23 protein-coding genes are annotated in these 21621 nt (G+C 49.3%); 9 read left to right on the top strand and 14 right to left on the bottom strand.

Features of this window, described 5'->3' with window-relative positions; genetic code table 11:
* Nucleotides 1–4 precede the first annotated feature (4 nt).
* The gene (aroB, locus tag DQW12_RS09140) at nt 5–1078 is read left to right on the top strand and encodes a 3-dehydroquinate synthase (RefSeq protein WP_113907557.1); all 1074 of its coding nucleotides are present in this window, start codon (nt 5–7) and stop codon (nt 1076–1078) included.
* A 47-nt stretch (nt 1079–1125) separates the two neighbouring features.
* On the top strand, nt 1126–2802 hold the full coding sequence (locus DQW12_RS09135) for an AAA family ATPase (RefSeq protein ID WP_113907556.1): 1677 nt from the start codon (nt 1126–1128) through the stop codon (nt 2800–2802).
* On the opposite strand, the gene DQW12_RS09130 is transcribed toward DQW12_RS09135, so the two are convergent.
* Genes DQW12_RS09130 through DQW12_RS09120 form a run of 3 tightly spaced genes read right to left on the bottom strand, consistent with a single transcriptional unit; the run spans nt 2766 to nt 4932 of the window.
* The gene (locus tag DQW12_RS09130) at nt 2766–3611 is read right to left on the bottom strand and encodes a class I SAM-dependent methyltransferase (RefSeq protein WP_113907555.1); all 846 of its coding nucleotides are present in this window, start codon (nt 3609–3611) and stop codon (nt 2766–2768) included. The two genes, DQW12_RS09135 and DQW12_RS09130, sit on opposite strands and share 37 nt — an antisense overlap.
* On the bottom strand, nt 3608–4105 hold the full coding sequence (locus tag DQW12_RS09125; RefSeq protein ID WP_113907554.1) for a GNAT family N-acetyltransferase: 498 nt from the start codon (nt 4103–4105) through the stop codon (nt 3608–3610). The genes DQW12_RS09130 and DQW12_RS09125 overlap by 4 nt, the downstream gene beginning before the upstream one ends.
* A complete protein-coding gene (locus DQW12_RS09120) occupies nt 4102–4932 on the bottom strand; it encodes a Dam family site-specific DNA-(adenine-N6)-methyltransferase (protein ID WP_113907714.1) in 831 nt (276 codons plus the stop codon). The genes DQW12_RS09125 and DQW12_RS09120 overlap by 4 nt, the downstream gene beginning before the upstream one ends.
* 165 nt (nt 4933–5097) lie before the next feature.
* Between DQW12_RS09120 and DQW12_RS09115 the strand changes: the two genes are divergently transcribed.
* The 3 genes from DQW12_RS09115 (at nt 5098) to DQW12_RS09105 (ending at nt 8240) form a co-directional block, all read left to right on the top strand.
* Nucleotides 5098–6534, top strand: a complete 1437-nt coding sequence (locus DQW12_RS09115; RefSeq protein WP_113907553.1) for a YfcC family protein — start codon at nt 5098–5100, stop codon at nt 6532–6534.
* A gap of 121 nt (nt 6535–6655) precedes the next feature.
* The gene (locus DQW12_RS09110) at nt 6656–7876 is read left to right on the top strand and encodes a BaiN/RdsA family NAD(P)/FAD-dependent oxidoreductase (RefSeq protein ID WP_113907552.1); all 1221 of its coding nucleotides are present in this window, start codon (nt 6656–6658) and stop codon (nt 7874–7876) included.
* A 43-nt stretch (nt 7877–7919) separates the two neighbouring features.
* A complete protein-coding gene (locus DQW12_RS09105) occupies nt 7920–8240 on the top strand; it encodes a hypothetical protein (RefSeq protein WP_113907551.1) in 321 nt (106 codons plus the stop codon).
* A 165-nt stretch (nt 8241–8405) separates the two neighbouring features.
* On the opposite strand, the gene DQW12_RS09100 is transcribed toward DQW12_RS09105, so the two are convergent.
* From DQW12_RS09100 to DQW12_RS09090, 3 genes are all read right to left on the bottom strand, one after another.
* Complete coding sequence (locus tag DQW12_RS09100) at nt 8406–8693, bottom strand: hypothetical protein (RefSeq protein WP_198683939.1); 288 nt, start codon at nt 8691–8693, stop codon at nt 8406–8408.
* Between the two features lie 5 nt (nt 8694–8698).
* A complete protein-coding gene (locus DQW12_RS09095) occupies nt 8699–9151 on the bottom strand; it encodes a helix-turn-helix domain-containing protein (protein WP_113907550.1) in 453 nt (150 codons plus the stop codon).
* A 73-nt stretch (nt 9152–9224) separates the two neighbouring features.
* Entirely contained in the window at nt 9225–10178 is a 954-nt protein-coding gene (locus DQW12_RS09090) for a hypothetical protein (RefSeq protein WP_113907549.1), read from the bottom strand.
* A gap of 83 nt (nt 10179–10261) precedes the next feature.
* Here DQW12_RS09090 and tnpA point away from each other — a divergent pair, with 83 nt between their 5' ends.
* Genes tnpA through DQW12_RS09080 form a run of 3 tightly spaced genes read left to right on the top strand, consistent with a single transcriptional unit; the run spans nt 10262 to nt 11105 of the window.
* Nucleotides 10262–10363, top strand: a complete 102-nt coding sequence (gene tnpA / locus DQW12_RS13840; protein WP_440582358.1) for an IS66 family insertion sequence element accessory protein TnpA — start codon at nt 10262–10264, stop codon at nt 10361–10363.
* Between the two features lie 57 nt (nt 10364–10420).
* On the top strand, nt 10421–10675 hold the full coding sequence (tnpB, locus tag DQW12_RS13770) for an IS66 family insertion sequence element accessory protein TnpB (RefSeq protein ID WP_113907548.1): 255 nt from the start codon (nt 10421–10423) through the stop codon (nt 10673–10675).
* Nucleotides 10676–10715: 40 nt separating this feature from the next.
* Nucleotides 10716–11105 carry a hypothetical protein gene (locus DQW12_RS09080; RefSeq protein WP_113907547.1) on the top strand — a complete coding sequence of 130 codons (390 nt, stop codon included), beginning with the start codon at nt 10716–10718 and terminating at the stop codon, nt 11103–11105.
* Between the two features lie 210 nt (nt 11106–11315).
* On the opposite strand, the gene DQW12_RS09075 is transcribed toward DQW12_RS09080, so the two are convergent.
* The 5 genes from DQW12_RS09075 to DQW12_RS09055 are packed head-to-tail and all read right to left on the bottom strand — an operon-like array spanning nt 11316 to nt 16073.
* A complete protein-coding gene (locus tag DQW12_RS09075; RefSeq protein WP_113907546.1) occupies nt 11316–12041 on the bottom strand; it encodes a sulfite exporter TauE/SafE family protein in 726 nt (241 codons plus the stop codon).
* On the bottom strand, nt 12031–12894 hold the full coding sequence (locus DQW12_RS09070; RefSeq protein ID WP_113907545.1) for an SDR family NAD(P)-dependent oxidoreductase: 864 nt from the start codon (nt 12892–12894) through the stop codon (nt 12031–12033). The genes DQW12_RS09075 and DQW12_RS09070 overlap by 11 nt, the downstream gene beginning before the upstream one ends.
* Nucleotides 12891–13838, bottom strand: a complete 948-nt coding sequence (locus DQW12_RS09065) for an SDR family oxidoreductase (protein ID WP_113907544.1) — start codon at nt 13836–13838, stop codon at nt 12891–12893. Before DQW12_RS09065 ends, DQW12_RS09070 begins: the two co-directional genes overlap by 4 nt.
* The gene (locus tag DQW12_RS09060; RefSeq protein ID WP_198683938.1) at nt 13835–14770 is read right to left on the bottom strand and encodes a bile acid:sodium symporter family protein; all 936 of its coding nucleotides are present in this window, start codon (nt 14768–14770) and stop codon (nt 13835–13837) included. Before DQW12_RS09060 ends, DQW12_RS09065 begins: the two co-directional genes overlap by 4 nt.
* Nucleotides 14763–16073: a flavin-containing monooxygenase gene (locus DQW12_RS09055; RefSeq protein ID WP_113907543.1), complete on the bottom strand. Its 1311-nt coding sequence runs from the start codon at nt 16071–16073 to the stop codon at nt 14763–14765. Before DQW12_RS09055 ends, DQW12_RS09060 begins: the two co-directional genes overlap by 8 nt.
* 124 nt (nt 16074–16197) lie before the next feature.
* Here DQW12_RS09055 and DQW12_RS09050 point away from each other — a divergent pair, with 124 nt between their 5' ends.
* Nucleotides 16198–17160: an AraC family transcriptional regulator gene (locus DQW12_RS09050; RefSeq protein ID WP_157957889.1), complete on the top strand. Its 963-nt coding sequence runs from the start codon at nt 16198–16200 to the stop codon at nt 17158–17160.
* Between the two features lie 216 nt (nt 17161–17376).
* Here the strand turns inward: DQW12_RS09050 and DQW12_RS09045 are convergent, their stop codons facing one another.
* Genes DQW12_RS09045 through DQW12_RS09035 form a run of 3 tightly spaced genes read right to left on the bottom strand, consistent with a single transcriptional unit; the run spans nt 17377 to nt 21589 of the window.
* The gene (locus DQW12_RS09045) at nt 17377–18573 is read right to left on the bottom strand and encodes an E22 family MetX-like putative esterase (protein WP_113907541.1); all 1197 of its coding nucleotides are present in this window, start codon (nt 18571–18573) and stop codon (nt 17377–17379) included.
* A gap of 12 nt (nt 18574–18585) precedes the next feature.
* Nucleotides 18586–20268: a long-chain fatty acid--CoA ligase gene (locus DQW12_RS09040; protein ID WP_232819938.1), complete on the bottom strand. Its 1683-nt coding sequence runs from the start codon at nt 20266–20268 to the stop codon at nt 18586–18588.
* Between the two features lie 25 nt (nt 20269–20293).
* The gene (locus DQW12_RS09035) at nt 20294–21589 is read right to left on the bottom strand and encodes a GntP family permease (RefSeq protein WP_113907539.1); all 1296 of its coding nucleotides are present in this window, start codon (nt 21587–21589) and stop codon (nt 20294–20296) included.
* Nucleotides 21590–21621 lie beyond the last annotated feature (32 nt).

Below are 21621 nucleotides of genomic sequence, written 5' to 3'. Positions count from 1 at the left end.
GCTTATGAACCCACTTATAGTGAACTTAGGCGAGCGTAGTTATCCTGTTTTTATTGGTGCGAGAGCAATGCAATATCTTTCATCTGCGCTCGAGTCTGTGGGCTCGGGGCAGGTGTTCGTTGTGTCGAACCCAACCGTAGCTCCCCTTTACTTGCCCGCAGTAAAAACCATGCTTGGCAACCGCTTGCATGGCACCTTTTTAATGCCCGACGGCGAGCAATACAAAACCCTTGCAACCTACACGGAGGCGCTCAACGCCGTGATGGAAAGTGGCTTACACCGCGACGGTATTATTTTGGCACTTGGCGGTGGTGTTGTGGGCGACCTGGCTGGTTTTGTGGCTGCGACGTTTCAACGTGGCGTTCGTTTTCTGCAAGTACCCACTACCTTGCTGGCACAAGTAGACTCGTCTGTAGGCGGTAAAACCGCTGTGAATCACGCGCTGGGCAAGAACATGATTGGTGCCTTTCACCAGCCGAACGCTGTTGTTATTGACACCACAACGCTAGAAACCTTACCCGAACGCGAGTTAAAAGCTGGGTTAGCGGAAGTGATTAAGTACGGCGTTATCGAAGACGCCAACTTTTTTACCTGGCTAGAGCAGAACATGCCGGCATTACTGCAACGAGATCCGGAAGCGCTGCGCTACGCTATTGAGGTGAGCTGCTCTATTAAAGCCCGCATAGTGAGCGCAGACGAGCGCGAGCAAGGCGTGCGTGCATTATTAAACTACGGCCACACCTTTGGCCATGTTATTGAGTCGTATGCGGGCTATGGCAATTGGCTGCATGGTGAAGCCGTTGCTGCTGGCATGGTAATTGCTTCACACCTAGCTAGTGCAATGCAATGGTGCGATGTGTCAGATTACCGACGCATTAAAGCCTTGGTTGAAGCCGCAGGTTTGCCGACCTCTGCTCCGAATATGCAGTGGCAAGATTGGCAGGCGGGCTTGTACCGAGACAAAAAAGTTCAAAACGGGTTAGTACGCTTCGTTTTACCTACGGCAATAGGCTGTGCCGCAATTACCGAGCAGCCCATAGCCCCTGAACTTTTGCAAGCCAGCGTCGCACACCAGTAGCGCTCGGGCACAAAGGCCTTGAGTGTAGCGAACACAAGAGGCCCTGCATGACTTCAGTAGCACATACAGATACCACCCAGCAAACGCCACTCGCCATGCCTGTGCGTATTCTGCCAAGCCAGCAAAAATTGCTCGAGCAGCTTCATTATGTAACCACGTTCAAAAACCAAATGGTGATTGTTGCCGGCCCACAAGGTGCTGGAAAATCGACGCTGCTCGAAAGCTTTATGGAACAGGCCTCAGACTACGCCAATATTGCCTACCTCAGCGCCAACGCCAAACTGACCATCGAACATGTACGCCAGCGACTTTTGCAACAAATTAGCAGCCTGCAAAATGCCCCAGCAGAAGCCTCGTTAAGTAAAACCATTCGCCGCACCTTGCCAACATTGTCAGCGGCTTATGGCCAACATTTAATGATTGTAATCGACGACGCACATACCCTTTCGCCGATTATTGTGGACGAGTTACAAGAGTTGGTATTGCACAGCCGTTTCACCGGCGGCAAGCATAGAATTAGCGTAGTGGTGTCGGGCAGTACCGATTGGGCCGCTCGCCAACGTACTGCTGTACCAAACAATACCAGTGACGCGCCAGAGATAGTGTTGGTTAGCGAGCTCGCCGACAGTGAGGCGTTATCCTTTGCAAAGGCGCTACTCAACTGCCACGAGCGCGGTAAAAGCTTAGCCATGAATGCCGAGCGCATTCAATCGGCAATTGGCACCTGTCTGAAATACCCGGGTGTAATTCAAAAGCAGCTAAGCCAGCTACTTATGCCAACCCCAAAAGCGCGCTATCAGATTACCGACAACGAGCATGAGCCTGCCGCGCCGGTGAAATCTCGGGCCAACACTTCAACGATTAAAAAAGGTGGCAAACGCCTTGTTTTTGCCCTGCTCGGCGCACTTTTAATGGCCACTGGCGTAACAGCATTTTTGTACCAGGAACAGCTGAAAAGTTATGTTCAAAGCTTTGCGCCTGCCGCCGAGAACGCGACGGAACTTGTGGCTGCGAATCCGGCTGAGAGTCCGACGAACAGTACAGCTGATAACACAAGCGTGATCGCCTCGGTAAACGCGCCAGACGACACAGCAGCGCTTGAAACTAGCGAGCCAGAATTAGGCGTTGCCGAAGCACAACTGACCATGAATTTCGACGACGCCCTGTCGCGTTTGAGTATAGCGGCGCGGGAATACCAGCCCGAACGCGAACTCAGTGTTGGCCTCATGCGCGTGTCTTCGGCTACCACACCACAAACGACTTCCGCCGAGGCGCCCGCGGCCGAACCCGCTCCTGCCGTAGAAACAGCGCCCACTGAGGAACAAGCTCAGGCAGCTGAAGCCTTAGCTGCGGTAGAGCCACCAGCGACGCTCCCCGAAAGCCCCAGCAACCCTTGGCTTAATGCCCACGACAACAGCTTTTTCTGGCACGCCGACAGTTCACGCGTTGCTTTGCAACTGGGTGCAGTGCGCTCACAAAGCGCGCTCGATCGCTTTTTTGCCACACTGGCAGAAACCAATACCCCCACCGACAACCTGATGGTGTATCACACACTCAGAGATGAACGCAGTTGGTACGTTGTGGTGACCGGTAATTATGGCTCGCTGGCAGAAGCACGAGCTGCTATTCCACAGTTACCCGCTGGGTTGCAACAACTAGAGCCGTGGGCGAAACCTTACGCTTGGATTCAAACCGAACTTGAGGTGGTGTTGGCTGAGCCATAAGCCTTTTTAATATAAAGGTCGAAGCGGTGTTTTTTGGTAACCACTTGGCTGGTTGGCTTTTGGCCCGCCAAATAGGGCGCTGACGCTGGGCGTTTTACCACAACTCGGTATGACGCTAAGGCCAGTGCTGCCGGCAACAAGCCGTCGGCGTCGCTGTCGGCGCCCACGAGCTGCTGAAGCATTTGCATGTCTTTTTTCACTGCCGCTGTTTTTCCACGCTCTGGAAACATAGGGTCTAAATAAATAGCCTCGGGAGCCCACTCCACAATATCTGCGCGCAATGAGCCTTCGGCTAATAAACTACCGAACGGTAGCACGGTAACACGCTCCGTAACCCAGGCACCGATGCGCTCGTCTTGTTGCGCCTGCTCAACGGCATATCGCAACAACGCATACACCGCCGGCTGACGCTCAAGCAATGCCACCGTGCAACCCGCGTGAGCCAGCATCATACCGTCTCTCCCCAATCCTGCGGTAGCGTCGAGCACCTTGGGCCGATAGCCTTTTGCAACACCCACTGCACGCACAACCGCTTCTTGCTTACCGCCGCCCAACTGTTGCCGCCATGCTTGTTTGCCATGGGTAAAACTCAGTTGCAGCGGATGCAGTTTTTGCTTGTGCGGTTGGTGTTGCCATACCAATTCGAGGCCGTCAAAGCCTAGCAGCAATACAAAGTCGAGCGCGTGCGCTTGTTCAGTGGTGCAAAACGGTAAACCGAACCGCTCTGCCAACGCCACAGCAGCGCTACTCAGTTCGGGTACCGCTGTAGTGACTGGAACCTGTGGGGTCGCTAATGAAGTAGGCGTCATGCAGAGGCTCCACGCCATTCCATATCCTGGTGTAAAATACCGTCTTCCAAGTATTCTGGGCCAACATTCTTGAACCCTAACGACTGGTAAAACTTCAATAAATAAACCTGTGCGCCCAATACGATCGTTCGGTTCGGATACTGCGAATGAATAGCAGCCATGGCGTGTTCCATAAGCGCACGCCCTAATGCTTGACCACGCGCTGCGGGTGCCACAACTACCCGGCCAATACGTGCCACTGGCTCACTAGCAGCGATGGTAAAACGAAGCCGCGCATAAGCAAGGAGGGTGTTCGAATGTTCGTGCGTAGGGTGTGACACTATACCCAACAAATGCAGCCATTCGTGGTCTGTGCCGTCTATGTCGGCATAAACGCAATTTTGTTCAACCACAAAAATGTCTTGGCGCAAACGCAGCAGGTCGTGCATTTCTTGTGCCGTGAGCTGGTTAAAGGCTTTTAACTGCCATTCAATTTGTTGGGGAGTAGGTGTCATGGAGCAAGGTTTCCTGCTGGAAAGTAAGCCATTAATTCATTTACTTTATTTCGCGTTGCACCATTTTGGCTAATAAACCGGTGTACCTGCAACTCGGTAATTTGTGCTGCTTTGTAAAGCCAGCGCGCCTGCATCGTGTCATGGTTTGAAATAAGCACCGGAATATGGCGCTTGCGTGAGGCATGTAAGGCTTTTTTGGCGAGCAGCGCCTGCTCGTCGAGGCTAAACCCTTGCGTTGCATACGAGGTGAAGTTTGCCGTGACACTTAACGGGAGATACGGCGGATCACAATACATAACATGGCCGCGGCGAGCACGGCGAAAACTGTTTTGAAAAGGCTCACAAGTAAACGTTGCGCGCTTTGCCTTTTCGGCAAAAAACTCAAGCTCTTGCTCAGGAAAATAGGGCTTTTTATATTGCCCATAAGGCACATTGAAACCGCCGCTACTATTGTAACGGCACAGCCCGTTATAGCCGTGGCGGTTTAAATACAAGAACAGTAATGAACGTTCATAGGCGTCTGTGGAACCATTAAACTGAGTGCGCAAACTGTAAAACGCCGACGCTGAATTGGTTTGTACGCTGAACAATGTGCGCGCGTCTTCAATAAAACTTTTCGGCCTGCGCTTCAGGGTTTGATACAAATGAATAAGGTCGGGGTTAATGTCGTTCAATAAATACTTGGGGTAGTCTGTGTTTAAAAACACCGAACCTGCACCCACAAAAGGTTCGATCAGTTTTTCACCGGGTGGCAACACGCGGCTGATGGCTTCAACAAGAGTGTATTTGCCTCCTGCCCACTTTAAGAATGCGCGTTGCTTTTTCATACCACCATCTTTTGTTCTTCTTTTTTGCGCATTGTAACGCGTTTTTACACCCAGCATAAGCGCTGATCAACGGGGTTGCTTGGCGGCTCGCCAAGCTTCGGTTAGTATTAGCCGTTCCTATGCGTATTTTAACCTTACAATTATAACAATATAGGCTTTGCCCTTATGAAAGCATTTAAAGTTCCACACACGCTCACGCTCCTGTTCAGCATGATGATTGTTGCCATGATTGCCACTTGGGTTGTTCCTCAGGGCTTTTTCGAAACATTCATTAACGACGCAGGCCGTTCCGTAGTTGTTCCCAATACCTTTGAACTGGTTGATGAGCGCCAATACCTAACCCCTTGGCAGTTGCTTACCGCCGTGCCTCGGGCCTTTGCCGCGGCGCAAGACATTATTTTCTTTGTATTTATTGTTGGTGGTGTGCTGGCAATTGCACGCCGCACCGGTACCGTAGACGCGTTGATTGGCAACCTGCTCAACAAGCACCGCGACACACCAGAAAAACTTATTTTTATGGTGATTTTTTTCTTCGCGCTGGCGTCTGGTGCCATTGGCACCGCAGGTGAGTACATTCCTTTTGTGTTGATTCTCGTGGCCTTGTGTAAAGCCATGAAGCTCGACGCCATGACCGCGGTAGGTATGACTGTAGCGGGCTATGGCGTGGGCTACGGTGTTTCTGCTTTTAATCCGTTTACCGTACTGATTGCCCAAGGTATTGCCGAAGTACCACCCTATTCAGGCCTATGGCTTCGCTTGGCTATTATATTACCCTTCGTACTCATTGCCTTTCACCATGTGTGGAGCTACGCCAAGAAAGTAAAAGCAGACCCCAGCGCGTCGCTAGTGGCCGACTTGCCTTGCCCACTGAAAGGACAAGCGCAGACCGACTATCCGACCTTAAACGGGCGCCATCGCCTAATTTTAGGAACCTTCTTGGCCACCATTGCTATTGCAATTTACGGCATTTCCCAATACGGCTGGTACCTTTATGAACTGGGCGCTTGTTTTGTTGGCTGGGGTATTTTAATTACCTTTTTGGGGCGTTTAAAAGTTGATGAAGCCGCGGAAAGCTTTATTGAGGGTGTTAAAGATCTCACCACCACAGCAGTGCTCATTGGTATAGCACGCGGTATCGCACTCATTTTAGAAGACGGCCAAATTTTACATAGTATTGTAAACGGCCTATCTATGCCGCTCAGCCACGTACCGTCCTATGTTTCGGCCGTAGGCATGCTGATCATTCAAACCATACTGAATTTGTTTGTGCCTTCTGGTTCGGGCCAAGCATTCGTAACCATGCCACTCATGGCACCGTTGAGTGATCTTGTTGGTGTACCACGTCAAGTTGCGGTACTGGCCTATCAGTTTGGCGACGGTTTCTCGAATATGATCGTACCCACCAATGCGGTGCTCATGGGTATTATTGGTATTGCGGGTGTACCTTACGACCGTTGGTTCAAGTTCTGTTTGCCGCTTATGGGCAAACTTATGCTTGCTTGTGCCGTTGTGCTGGTGCTCGCGGTGCTATTTGGCTACGGTGCCGACCTGCAGCCACAAGCAGCGCAACTGGTGACCGAGGTTCAGCAGCTTTACAGCTAGCCTGATTCGCTTCACCTATGGAAAAAAGGGCGCTCATTGAAGCGCCCTTTGTGATTCGCTAATTCCTCAGCCAAACTTCTGGTATCATGGCGGCCGTTTCATTAGCACGAGCGATTCACCTATGGCTGCAGCATCTTCTTCTCATTTCGACACCCTCGTTATTGGTGCTGGTGCAGCTGGGCTTATGGCGGGGCTCACGGCAGCGCAGTCAGGACAAAAAACGCTCGTACTCGACCATGCCAAGCAAGCAGGCAAGAAAATCCTTATTTCTGGTGGTGGCCGTTGTAATTTTACGAACCTCTACACCAGTCCAGAAAATTATATTTCGCAGAACCCTCATTTCTGTAAATCGGCGCTGAGCCGCTATACCCAATGGGACTTCATTGCATTAGTAGATAAACACCAGATCCCTTGGCATGAGAAAACCTTGGGGCAGTTATTTTGTGACGATTCTGCCAAAGACATCGTGCGTATGCTGCAAACCGAATGCAAAGAAGCCGGTGCCCGTGTACAGCTCAAAACACATATTCAAGATGTGCAGTTTCGTGATGGTTTGTATCAGCTGGCGATCGAACGTGATGACGCGCCTGCAATTTTAACCGCGGGGAAACTCATTGTCGCTTGCGGTGGCCTGTCGATGCCTAAACTCGGCGCTACGCCCTTAGGTTATAAAATTGCCGAACAGTTTGGCCATACCATTCAGCCCGTGCGGGCAGGGTTAGTTCCGTTCACCTTGCATGAAGACGACAAAAATCGCTTTGCCGAACTGTCGGGTTTAGCTGTTGATGTAATCGCTGAAAATGACCGCGCCAGCTTCCCAGAAGCCATGCTGTTTACCCATCGCGGGCTCAGTGGCCCTGCCATGTTGCAAATCAGTTCCTACTGGTTTCCCAGCGAAACCTTTACCGTGAATTTGCGCCCCGGTGCAGACACCTTAGTCGAACTAAAGCAGGCACGAGCAGACCGCCCAAAGCTGGGACTTCACACCCTACTGCAACAATGGTTTCCAAAACGCTTTGCGCAAACCCTCTGTGAACAAGCTCAATGGCCTAATAAGAATCTCGCCGACTGCAATAACAGCCTCTTTGCAAGCATCGCCGACACGCTAACACAGTGGCCGGTAAAACCGAACGGCACCGAAGGCTATCGCACCGCCGAAGTTACTCTCGGTGGCGTTAACGTAGACGAAGTCAGCTCCAAAACCATGGAAAGCAAACTGCAACCCGGTCTCTACTTCGTTGGTGAGGTACTCGACGTTACCGGCTGGCTTGGCGGCTATAACTTCCAGTGGGCATGGAGTTCTGGCTATGTGGCCGGGAAAGCTGTTGCGGGAGTGAATTAAGTAGGCAAGTATAAAAACTCAACTCAAAGAAAATGAGACTAAAATGAAAATTCGAGAGTTAGGTAACGCTATTTTAGATTTTGATATTTCATCTATTCCATTATTAGCTCTTCGAGCTATTTTTTTTATTTTGAAGCTATATCGGCGCCTATTCTGGCTTGGCCTCACTTTCTTTTTGATTTGGGGATTATTTGATCCTAGCGCACACACGCACGATTACAAATTTAATGATGGGCATTTTGCTTTTGATCAAAATTATCTTGAGGTCATATACATACTGATCGGTTCTTATGTTGGCGTACTTTTATGCACAAATATTTTAGATCCTTATGTTAAGAAGGCTATTGAATCATCACGACATTAATCGATAGTTATCATTTTGTATGTTGCTTTATAAACGACAACATTATTAATTGGGGAATATCAAAGATATCATGGTCACTCGCGATTACACTCCCTCACAGTGCTCACTCGTCAAGTCATTAACCCACTGATTTACAGGCGCTTAACGAACGGGCATACTTATACCCTATAAGCAGCAATAAGTGACTTTATCAGGCAATTCAAGGGTATCTATCAGGGATTCATAGCCATAAACCTTAGCATCTCGAACATAACTATCCATTAGGTCGCGAGTCCGCTCTAGCGTTTCTTTGCTATATTTTCCCTGCCGTAGCAGGGCATTAACCCACTCCTCATGGATCGTATCCGACCAGTGTGCTTTGAAAAGATCCGTCAGTGCCAATCGCATCAATGCATCGCGCACAGGCGCTGGATAAAGGACGCAGGCATCGAACACAACCGAAAACTTGGCCACGGTAGTTAATATCCCATCCCTTCTGACTGAGACAATTCAGCAAGTTTATCTAATGCCTCACTGCGTTTCTCATCAGTCTCAGTTTTGTATGACAGAATATCTTGCAGCCTAACACGACGGTGGGTTCCAACCTTATGGAACGGAATATCCCCATTCTCTAGTAGCTTCACTAAAAAAGGTCGACTCACATTCAAAATATTTGCAGCTTCTTGTGTACTCACTTCCTGATTATGAGGTATCAGACTAATGGCATTGCCTTTCGACATTTCTGACAGCACATCCAAAAGAATCTGCATAACGTGCCCTGGTAAAACAAACTCGTCACTTTCACCATTACTGCCACTAATCGACATTTGAACCCGGTCTGCAGAAGCGTATTTTGCAAGGGTGCGACTAGATTGTTTCGCTACATCTATCTCTTCCGAAGTGGGCAAATGTACTAAGTTTGTAGCTGCCATAACTAATCTCCTTCTTTCAGGAAAAGCATAGTACACAAACGAAATAAACGAAACAATCGAAATATACGAAAAATCAGAAAATAGGCTCGCACGGTATCTGATTAAGCGATATGGAATAGAGATTATTGGTGCTAAAGCCAATCACCAAGTTGTCTTCAAAGCGCTCGACGAGTGTCACGCGTACCGATTCTGGTATGTCTTCACTCATTGTAAAACGCCAAATGTCTCCCATGGTTTCGCTACATGCTACTTCGAGCCGAAACTGGGTTCGGTATGCGACATAAAGGCGATTACCAGATTCAGATTGGACTATATTGGGAACATTGCCAGAAGAGAACGCATGGTCCCAGATCACTCCACTGTCTTCGGTTCGTTGAATACCCACGCTACCGGCAACGTAAACTGCATTGGGGTCATTACTGTGTACCAAGCCACCGGTAGTATGGCTAAACCCCAACCTCGAGGTAAAGTCATCAACTTCGACGGTGTTGCCGCTGAAATCGTAACGCATTACTCGAGCATCTGGTGGTGTTTCACCTCCTCCAGTAGCCAGCTCGACACGTCCTATCCACCAAATTCCGTCTCTATATGGATCCAAGATGAGGCGTTTGGCAACCGCACTGGGGAATTCCTCGTGACTCAGGGTTTCATGAAGGTAATGTCCAGTGGCAAGATCATCGTCGTAACTACCATCAAATGCCGCGCTGAGTATCCAGTGGTCGCTGCTAATAATATCCGCACCAAATACGAACATGGCGTCCGACGCTTCCACCTGCCACTCCCCCTCATTCACTCGAGTTGCAAAAAAGCGCTCTCCGTACAAAAGCTCGACCCCATGCTGGGTCACGTAGTCTAATACCCGAGCATTCTCGGGCAGCAGCTCTGCTGAGAAATGAGGCGTCAAGGCAAGCACAACATCGGAGTTAGCGTCGTCTTCCGAACTATCGCCAATACAGCCTACCAACAACAAGAGTGCTAGCGCAGGAATAAAAAAGTTAAAACGGAAAATTTTTATAGGATGCTCCATACAATTCACTGAAACCACACCTATTCAGCAATAATTTGAAGTCATAAGCTACCACCAGGTTTAATTTAAAAGGTGGTAGCACTATGAGTCGAGTACATCGCACGCGCGAGCAATGGCGAGCGCTGATTGCCGAATTTGAACAAAGCGACCTCAGCCAAAAAGATTTCTGCGAGCCGCGACGCTGAAGATAACCACGCTGGCTTTCCGTTGGCGGTGCCGCAATCCGTTAACTCGCAGCAAACATGGCGCTCTCACCTTTCAGTGGCACACTGTTTATCTTTTGCAACCGCCAGCGCGATAAACTCAAGGTGTTGTACTGGGACAAAACTGTAGGAACAGTTTTGGGCAGCTTTGCTGGCCCCGTAAGGGGTGAATCACAGGGATGTGATTCACAAATGACCTTAAAGGCAGGACTAGCAATACGCCTACTGAGTTGCCCTAGTTTCTCCTTATGTTGTTTTTGTGTTATAAGTATGGTAGCTGGGATTGTTGGATGATCCTTGCTAATGGTAAGATAAATCTACATGGAGAACGATCATGTATAACTTTATTAAAAACATAGTGTTAGCTTCAATTGTGATTTTTTCTACTGGTCTTGTGAGTTGCAATGTTTCTGCTAACCAATTAGAAAATAAGATCAGTATTGAAAAATTAGTCGAAACTTTGCCAAGTAGTGAGCGTGATAGCTCTCGCCAAGCGTTATTGCGATTACATGACGAAGCTAAAATTTATTCTATTGACTTTGAATTGAAATCTGTAAGCTTAAATACAGATTTCGATGACGATATGTCGACTATGTCAGCAAGTTGTACAGTTAGAGCAACAGTCAGAATTCTTGGACAGGAAGCTGAAGTCAGCGCCACGGCTCCGACGTGTACTGAAGCCTATGATATGTTGAGGGAATTAATAGGCCAAATGGTTCCATAATACAGCACGTGAAATCAAATGGAGCCCAGAACTAAAGCTGGGCTCCCTTAATATCAAGAGTGACAAACGAATATTGTAGACCGAAAAAATCCTCTAACAGCCTGCCTTCCTCAATATCAATTAAGAGTTTTACTTGGATCTAACATAAAAATTTAAAAGTTCTAAGCAGTTACCAGTATTGCCGGGCACTAATTAGTCGAGAAGCGGAAGTCAGATAAACATAGCACAGGCGGCGATCAGCAGTAGCCAATACACCAGCTTACGAAAACCTTGCTCAGACACGTGTTTGTGCAGGCTGTGACCGAGCCAGAAGGAGAGTGCCAGAATCGGTACATAGGCGAAAATTTGTGGAATAACCGGTTGCACCTTTCCTTGGCTGAACATAACCGCCGCATAGAAGCAATTTAAACCAAACCATACCGACACCATGGTGGCGCGAAACTGCGCTTTCGGCACTTGCTTGCTATTCAGAGAGTACACCAGCAAAGGGCCACCTGAAGCAAACAAGCCATGGGTAATGCCGGCAAAGAACGTCCACAGAGGTTGCCACCAACGCGGTTTCTGCTTTAAGGCGATGCCGCGATACATTTTATAGAGCTCACGCCCCGCAAACCAAATCACCAGCGCAGCAAACAGCGACTTCAGTGCGTCGGAACTGAGCACTTCCAGCAAGAAAATACCGAGGACCATGCCCGTTGCCATAAAGGGCAAAATAGAGCGAAATAGCAAAGACATGTCGATATCACTGCGAAATTTAATCACCATAAATGTGGTCATAAATACGCTTAGCGGCACCAACACGGGCAGAAGCTCAGGAATAGGAAATAACAGGCTACCAAGGGCAACAGCGATAACAATACTACCAAAGCCAGTAATGGCTTCGCTGGTAAACGCGAGCCAAATGAATACGCCCAGTAAAATCCACTCAATAGTCATCGGGTATGTCTGCCTTAAACCTGTGCCATGTTAGGCGGCGGAAAATAGCAGGAAACAGCGCCCAAAGATAGTAGCCAAATCGCGAACTCCACTGACTGCCCCAGACCCGCGTGTTGCCCTTAAAATAAGCCTGTAAAATTTGTTCAGCCATGGCATCGGCGGATTGCACTCTTCCTACTGTAGAACGCGCATGCTTTGCTGCTTGACCGTCAGCTCCTAAGGCGTTTCCTTCAATCTGTGTATGCAAAAAGCTCGGGTACGCAAGGAGTAAATGCACACCTTGACGCTGAAGCTCGGGCCGCCAAACTTCAAAATGCTGACTCACCGCCGACTTCGATGCGCTGTATGCGGCTCGGCCGGGTAACGGCAGCCAACCGGCCATGCTACTAATTACAATGACGCCACCTTGGCGCCTGCTCAAGCCGTTGAGAAGCCTTTGGGTTAGTAGTACGGGAACACGCCAATTTAACGCCATAACCCGTTCAAACACATCCATAGTTGTTGAGCTTGCTGGGCTACGGTGAGTAATACCGGCGTTATTAATCACGAGGTCATAGCCTGCTGCTTGATCGAGCCAAGATAACAGCGCGCTGTTATTCAGTAAGTCTAAGCTTATGCCTTGCACGCTTGGCGATTCCCTTTTGCGCTCTGGAACGCCGCTCGTTACCGTGTGAGCTTCGCTGATTCCTTTTTCAGCTTCGCTGGGCCGCATGGCGAGCAACTGGGTTACGGCGGTTTGTAGTTGTGTTTCGTCTTTATCAATTAACGTCAGGCGCCAGCCGCGTTTCACAAGATTTTCTGCCAAGGCCAACCCTAAGCCCTGAGCACCACCGGTAATCAATGCGTGCTTCATGGTTGTTCTTGGCCTTTTTGCCTTGCACCATGAGCGGCCCAAAACAGTTCAAACACCTCTCGGCTGCTTTTAGCGGGGGTATAGCCAAAGTTTTCTTTCAGCGCCTGATTTAATAGTACTGGTCGATACTGCAAAAATAGCAAATGGTTGGGACCCGCTTGACTAAGCTTAAGCCCATGCCCCAACCACAATGCAGCACGTAGCAACCATGCAGGTAGAGTCATTACCTTACGCTCGGTAAGCGCAGCGATGTCATGCACCGTTAAGGCGCCGTCACCAGCTACATTAAATATACCCGCTGTACGATTAGTCACGCCTTGAATCAAAATATTTACCATGTCTTGGTCCCAAATAAACACAAAAGGCGAGGGTGAGCCTTTTACCGCGAGTAAACGTTTGCGGGTTAACAACTGGGTGATCATGTTTTGTGTTGTCTCACCGAGTATAGTGCCCGGGCGCAATATCAGTTGTTCGAGCTGCGGGTATAATTTTCGATACTCGGCGAGCAAGCCTTCAACCAAGCGCTTATGGCGGCTGTATGAAAAACTATCGTTGCCCCGCAATGGGCAAGACTCGTCAATCCAGTCTGGGTTGTCGGCGTGATATCCATAAGCAGCACCGCTGCTGGTAATGGTGATATGCTTCACCCCCGCACTCATGCAGGCGTCTAATACATTGCGTGTTCCATTTACGTCGATGTCATATTCCAAGGCTTCATCGGCACCCGGGCTAACGATAGACGCAAGGTGAACCACTTGGCTCACCTCATGCTCACGCATAAAGTCGACAAGTTCCGTTGCGCGAATATCCATTTGAAATACCGCAAAATCGAGCGCCGGCGTAACCCGATCAATACCCACCACCTTATGCCCTTGCGCCATTAACGCCTGCCCAAGTTGGCTCCCGAGATAACCGGCAGCGCCGGTGATCAAAATAACACTCATAGGCCCACCTCGCACTTTGTACTGCGGGTGTCTTTGGCAGGTAAAGGCGCACGGCGCGACCAAAAGGTACTTAAACTAATACCGCTCACTAAATGCCACACGCCCCAAAATGCCGCAATAAGTACAGCGCCGCCTTGGTCGGGCATAAAGGTGAAAAGAATTACTAAACCAAGGCCGGAGTTCTGTATGCCTACTTCTAAAGTAACCGCGCGCACATCGGCCGCGCTTTGCCGAGTTGCTCGTGAAATTCCATAACCCAAGCCCAGCGCAATAGCATTGTGCGCAACAACAAAGCCCACAAAAGCCGCGTAATGTTGCACGAATAAGCTAAAGTTGGCACTGAAGGCAACAGCCACAAAGGCTAAAAATATGAATAGCGCAATGTACCGCATGGGCTTTTCGGTTTTTTCAATGAGCGCTGGAAACTTATGCCCTGTCCACATGCCGAGCGCCAGTGGCACACCAAGCACCAAGGTAATGAGTATAAATACTTGCCCCACATTGAGGGCAATAGTGTCTACCACAGCGGCAGCGGGTGGGTAAGCATTGGCGTAAAAAAGAAAGTTGAGAGGCGTAAGCACTAAAGCAGCGGTGCTCGACACCGCCGTCATGGACACCGAAGTGGCCACATTACCTCGAGCTAAAAACGTCATCACATTAGAAAATGCACCACCGGGACACGCCGACACCAACATCATGCCGAGCGCTAATCCGGGATCAGGCTTGGTGAGTACAACCAACCCGAAGGTAGCTGCGGGCAGCACTAAGAACTGAGTTACTAAGCCCGTAAGCGGCGCTTTCGGTGCTTTTAAAATAGCCGTAAAGTCACTTACTTTTAACCCCAAAGACACGCCAAACATCATTAATGCCATGGTAATGTTTAGAATGATCAGGCTCGAAGGGTCGAACTGAATACTTATATGGTCAAACACCTAAATGCTTCTCCAACGCTTCGGTGTGCTCAGCAATAGCCGCACGATAGGTTTCCTTGTTCACATAGTACGCCATGCGGTCGAGTTTTAAATAACGAATGCCACCGCTAAAGTCGTTTTTATTCGCCTTTATGGCCTGCTCGAAATTCGGCTCTACTCCGCGTTCATGTGCCTGTGCTGCTAAATAGAGTGCCACTAAACGTGCTTGGTCGGCGCGCCCTTGCCACCCTAATCCTGTGGCCTCGATCATACCTAGCATGCATAGGCTGGGGTCGTTCGGATGAAACACATTCAAGAACAAATCCGGTGCTGCGCCCTGCCAATTCAGCAACACCTTATCAATAAACGGAAAATGAAGTTTATAGCCGGTTGCATAAATAATTTTGTCGTAGTCTGCTTGGCTACCATCACTAAAGGTGAGGGTTTTACCCGCCGCCGAAACAATATCGGTGTGGGGCTGAATGTCGCCATGACCGAGATGATGCAGCACTAATGAGTTCATAACGGGGTGTGATTCATAGAGTTTATAATCGGGATCAGGTAACCCGTATTTACTCGGTTTGCCAACAAGGGCTTTCACAATAAGGCTGTCGACCCATTGTTTTAAACGACCCGGCAGTTTTACTGCTCCACCCAAGGTGTCGATAGCCTTGCCAAACACAAATTTAGGTAAAAAATAGTAACCACGGCGCACACTTAGCCCGACAGCTTGGGCATGATGCACAGCATCTACCGCTATGTCACAAGCGCTGTTACCGCAGCCTACCACCAACACGCGCTGCTGATGAAAACTTGCTGCCTGCTTATACTGCGCGGCGTGTAAAACTTCCCCGGTGAAACCTTCTGGTGCACTGGGCATATTTGGGTAATGCAAAGTACCCGTGGCAATAAGCACACCTTTAAATTCGGCTTCGTGAATGCTCCCAGCAGACTCATTACGCCAGGTTACCCGCCAGTTCTCACTGGCTTGCTTCTCCACCTTTAGCACCCGCGCCCCATAGTGATAATTTCGGTTCAGTTCGAAATGCTCGGCATACTGCTTAAAGTAAGCGCCCACTTCTCGATGGCTCGGATAAGTGGCTACGTGGTTCGCCATGGGGAACTCTTTAAGTTCGGTCATGGTTTTTGAACTAATTAAATGCGCACTCTCATACATGGTGCTGTGTGGGTTTTCGATATCCCACAAGCCACCTGGGCCAGAATGTAATTCAAAACCTTGAAAGGGAATATTGAGCCGCTGTAATTCACGCGCCATAACTAAGCCCATGGGGCCTGCGCCAATAATGGCATAAGGAAGATTCATAGTATTCGCTCTCAGTGTTAAACCCCGCAAGCACGGGCATTGTGGTTAATGCTAGCTCGATTCCGAAATAAAACACGGTTAAACTGGGGCAATAGTGGTTATTTTGCGACACAGGTGGCACGAATTGTCTATTTCTACGGTTTCTTTTAGCTTTCAGCGTGCGCTACTAATCGCCGCCCATGAGGCGAAACTCCTGCAATTCGACGACGCCACCTGGCAGCGCCGCTTTAGCGCAGCCACCGAGCGGGTAAGTTTAGAAGAGCAGAATCATTTGTGGCGTACCCTAGCTGAACACCCGCGAGCCGACGCATTGGTGGGCGCATTCGCCGAACATATTGATCCCGCAGAGCTAGGAGAGCTTGGCTATGCTTTGGCAAGTTGCCCCAACTTAGGCTACGCCATTGAACTCTTGCAACGCTACCATGCTTTTATTGGCGACGGTGGCTCATTGCACTTGAGCCAAAACAATGGTTTACAGTTAGATTATGTTCCGCATTACCAGGAAGCCCAACAGTTACGCGTGCAAACCGTCTTAATTTGTATTGTTGCGCTGGCAAAAAAACTGACCGGCCAACGAATAGGGCACATTCAGGTGGGCCTAACTCGGCCCCCAAGTAAAGCGGTATGCCGCTATTTCAAGCGCCTGACCGGTAATGAGCCCCATCTTGCGCACACCAACCATGTGTGGTTTTCAACAACCACTCTAAAGCTGCCCTTAGTCACCGCAAATGCTCGCCTATTGGCTATCTTGCTCACAAACCTCGAAGAACAAGAGCGCGGGCTTCATAGTAAATCAACGGCACAATTTGTAAGCCATTGCCTGCGTGAGAATCCACGCTTACAACGTAAACACATTGCAGCGCGCCTGCACTGCACCGAACGCACTTTAGTGCGCCGCTTGTCAAAGGAATTCACCACTTTTAAGCAGCTCAAAACCGCTGCACAAAAATGCGAGGCTCAGCTGCTGTTGGCAAATCCCGAATTAAGTTTAGAATGTGTCGCCGAACAACTTGGCTATACCGACGCGAGTGCGTTTATAAAAGCTTATCGATTATGGTTTGGTAGAACGCCAAAGGGGAAGAGCTAAGCTTAAAAGCACACGTCCGTGTGCGCGCTCGGTATTGAATTGTTCTGGCTTTATTAAATCCGGTTAAAAGCGGTAGCCCGCTCGAACTTACCTTGTTCAAATTGCATTTGGGTTTAACCAAACACAACGATTAAAACCAGAACACTACGAATAATATCATATAAAATGTTTATATGAAGCCTTTAAATGTAACGAGATGTTACAAAGAGTTCTCTCTTACTGCAAGAACTCACGAATTCTATCTGCCTGCGTGGTAATGCTCACAATTCCGTCTAAGTGGCCCCAAGGTCCAGTAATTTCGGCATATTGCGAGTTTTTACCTTCGCTTTCAAGAATGTCATGCGCGCGTTTTGCTAAGTAGGGTTGCAATAGTAAATCGTTCGTTGCAGGTAAAAATAATGTTGCAGCTTTTACCTGCGTCAGCCCCTGCTGCAAACTCTCGCCGTGGCCAGCCATGTAAAGTTGGTTGGCACGCACAAGGTACAAAATATGGTTAGCGTCGGCATAGGTTGACCGCGCTGTTGCCATTGCGCGCAAATTATTAATAACGCTAAAGTTTTCACGAATGTTCGCAAGCGGCGCGGTTTCTCTAGCGTTAGTGGCGGCATTGAGCTGATTAAAAATAAGCGGATGCTGGGCCTGTAAAGTAATCGACATGAGCGCTTGAACAACACCTTCGGTGGGCGCTTCACTGTCGTAATAATTGCCTTGGTTCCAGTTCGGGTCTGCTAAAATTGGGTTGGCCCATTGTTGTAAGTTTGCAATGGTCCAAGGGTCACTCTCCCCCATTCCTATAACAGAAATCATACGCTCAACCCAATCTGGATAGGCCACCGCCCACTCCAGCGCTTGCAATGAGCCCATTGAAGGGCCAACTACCGCATGCAGTTTTTCAATGCCCAAGCTTTCCAGTAGGCGCTTTTGCACGTTCACAAAGTCACGCATAGTTACAACCGGAAAGTCGAGCCCGTACGGCTTGCCTGTTGCTGGATTAATAGAGGCCGGCCCGGTAGTGATCACATTCGGATTATGTGGCTCTTGGTTCACTAGCGTGTCGGAGCTAATAACGTAAAAACGGTTGGTATCAATGGCTTTACCGGGACCGATAATTGCGTCCCAATAACCTGGCATGGGATCAGTTTCTGCATATTTCCCGGCAGCATGACTATTTCCCGAGAAAAAATGAGTAATAAGAATAACGTTGTCTTTGGCTGCGTTAAGTTCGCCATAGGCTTCCCAGCCTACCCGCACTTCGGGAATGACCTCGCCACCGAAGGTTTCAAAATTTGTGGTTACAAATTCTTGCTTTTCAACCAGCGGCAAGCTTTCCGGTTGGGTGTCTGCGCAGGCAACAGCACTAATGAGCAACAACCCTAGTGCTGCCACCAAGCCGACGTTCTGTGTTATTTTCATATTCTATTCCTTCTATTTTTGCGTTTTCGCTTCGCCGGTAACTAAGTAGTCAGCGTACGTGTCGCGAAGATCTTTTTTCACAACTTTACCTGTTCCTGTTCTTGGGAGTTGCTCCACGATAACGAGGTCGTCGGGCATCCACCACTTCGCAATTCTGCCAGCCAAGTGGGTTTTCATCAGCTCTGCAGTTACGGTAAAGCCGGCGTTCGGAACCACTAGCAACAAAGGCCGCTCGTCCCATTTCGGGTGCTTAACGCCAATAACACAGCATTCATTTACCGCCTCATGTTGGCTCACAATGCTTTCAATTTCGAGCGAGCTTATCCACTCACCACCACTTTTAATCACATCTTTAGTTCGGTCGACCACTTTCATGTGGCCTTCACGGTCAATCACTGCAATGTCGCCCGTAGCGAGCCAACCGCCTGGAAACTTGTCGGCGTCGTTAACCTTAAAATAGCTTGAGCAAATCCATGGTCCACGAACGCGCAGCTCACCCGAATGTTCGCCGTCGTGAGGCAATGGTTGGTCGTCGGTGTCGAAAATTTCCATTTCAATACCAAAGCACGCTTTACCTGCAGTGGTTTGCTTCTGGTAACGCTCGTGAGCGGGCAACGCCAATAATGGCTTACTCGGCGGCAACGAGGTAACTAAAGGTCCCGTTTCGGTCATACCCCATATAGGCTGCCAATAGATGTTGTAACGTTGGTCAAAGGTTTTCACTAGCCCTAATGGCGAAGCCGCACCGCCTACGCAAACGCGTTGCAAAGGTAATTCGGTAATGCCTTGTTCAACTAAATAATTGTGCAAGGTTAGCCAAATAGTGGGCACACCAAGGCCTACATTTACGCCCTCACTCTGAATAAGCTGCCACATACTGGCGCCGTCCATGCCGTGGCCGGGCAATACCAGTTTGCAGCCGGCAAGCGGGGCGGCATAGGGTGCACCCCAAGCCCCCACATGGTACATCGCCACCATGGGTAAAAGCACTGTGTCTTCCTTTAAATCAAGCAATGCGGGGCCGGCCGACGCTTGAGCGTGCAACACCATAGAGCGCTGCGAATACAAGACACCTTTTGGGTTACCGGTGGTGCCCGAGGTATAGCAAAGGCTGCCCGCTTGATTCTCATTCAGTAGCGGCCAGTCGAAGTAATCACTCTCTGCATTCAGTAATTGCTCGTAACACAAGGCCTTTGGCAGTTTTGTAGCGGGCATTTCATGCTCGCTACACATAATAATATAGGCCTCAACGCAAGGGAGTTTATTTACACTTTGCTCCAACTGCTCTACAAAGCCTAAGTCTACGAACACAAAGCGGTCATTCGCGTGGTTAATGACATACTCAATTTGCTCGGAAAACATACGCGGGTTCACGGTATGCAGCACCGCACCCACCCCCGCAACGGCATAGTAGAGCTCCACGTGGCGGTGCGTATTCCACGCCATGGAAGCCACAAAGTCACCGTCTTTTACACCTAGTTTGGCGAGTACGTGGGCAAGTTGAGCGGTACGTTTAAGCGTTTGCACATAGGTGGAGCGGTGAATACTGTTATTGTGCAAGCGCGACACAATTTCTTGATCGGGAAACCGCTGCGCCGCATAGTGCAGCAAATCAATCACCATTAGCGGCGTTTGCATCATGTTACCTGCTACTTTCGGTTCACTTATGGGTGTCGAAGAAACGTTCTGATTCACGTTTACAGCCTCCGTTTCTCATTCATTAAAAGAAGTTAAACAATGCAATGGCTATGGCTAAGCCAATTACCGGTACCACAACCGTTACTGCGCCCACCGCCCAATAGGCGTCGCTGTGTTTTTCATTACAAATGGCGCGAATAGTGGTTACCACGTAACCGTTATGCGGTAATGAGTCGAGCGCACCAGAAGAAATAGACACCACGCGGTGGAGCTGTTCGGGGCTCACGCCTTGATCGAGATAGTGAGGGCCCACTTCGGGCAGCGCTATAACTTGCCCACCCGACGCCGAGCCCGTTAAGCCAGCGATAACACTTACCGCAATGGCCGCGCCCACCAGTTCGTTACCCGGAATAGACGTCATGGCGGCCACTGCCGTTTCAAACGCAGGGGTAATACGAGCAACGCCACCAAAACCCACTACCGCCGCCGTATTACCAATGGCGATTAGCGCTCCTGTAGTTGCATTGCCCAGTGCGTCTTGCATGTTGTGAAAGTACTTCCAGTTAATCGCCATTATGGCCAGCACACCGCCTGAAAGCGCAATAATGAGCGCCATTTGTGCGTATTCGTGATGAAAAATAAACGACAAACTCAACACCACAAGTAGCGGAATAAGACCTGTAACTGGGTGCGGTAATGTGCGGTCGAGTAAAACCGGATCGCCAGTACGCGCTTGAAAGGTTTCGCCTCGGCGCTGGGCGGTTTGGATCATGCGGGTTAACCACCAATAGCCAAGAATAAACATAATAATGGCAACCACTAAACTCACTTCCCAGGCCGCGTAAGGCGAAGTACCAAGGTATTGAATGGGAATCCAGTTTTGAATTTCTGGTGAGCCCGCCGAAGTCATGGTAAAGGTAACCGAGCCAAAGGCGAGGGCCGCTGGTATAAACCGGCGCGGTAAGTTTGCGTCTTTAAACAAACTCAACGCCATAGGGTAAACAGAGAATGCCACCACAAATACGCTGACACCGCCATAAGTGAGAATAGCGCACGCCAAAACTACTGCGAGCACCGCCTGTTTTTTGCCTAACTTACCGATAATCCAGTGAGCAACACTGTCGGCAGCGCCTGTGTCTTCCATAAATTTGCCAAAAATGGAGCCGAGCAAAAACATAAAAAACCAAGAGGCAACAAAGCCGGAAAAGCCCGACATATAGCTCTCTACGAAATTTACGTCGCCAAGGAAAATGGGCACTTGGGCGGTTGCCGCCACAAATAAAGCGCACAGCGGCGCACTAATAAATAGGTTCCAGCCTCGGAGGGTAAGAATAATGAGCAAGGCTAATCCACCGACGAGTCCAAGCATGCTTAACATGTAAACCTCACGTGTATTGTTATTTTTAATTA

This window comes from Aliidiomarina celeris (assembly GCF_003316875.1).
Taxonomy (GTDB): Bacteria; Pseudomonadota; Gammaproteobacteria; order Enterobacterales; family Alteromonadaceae; genus Aliidiomarina; species Aliidiomarina celeris.
Note: the sequence above shows the minus strand (reverse complement) of the source record. Positions and strands in the feature narration are given on the sequence as shown.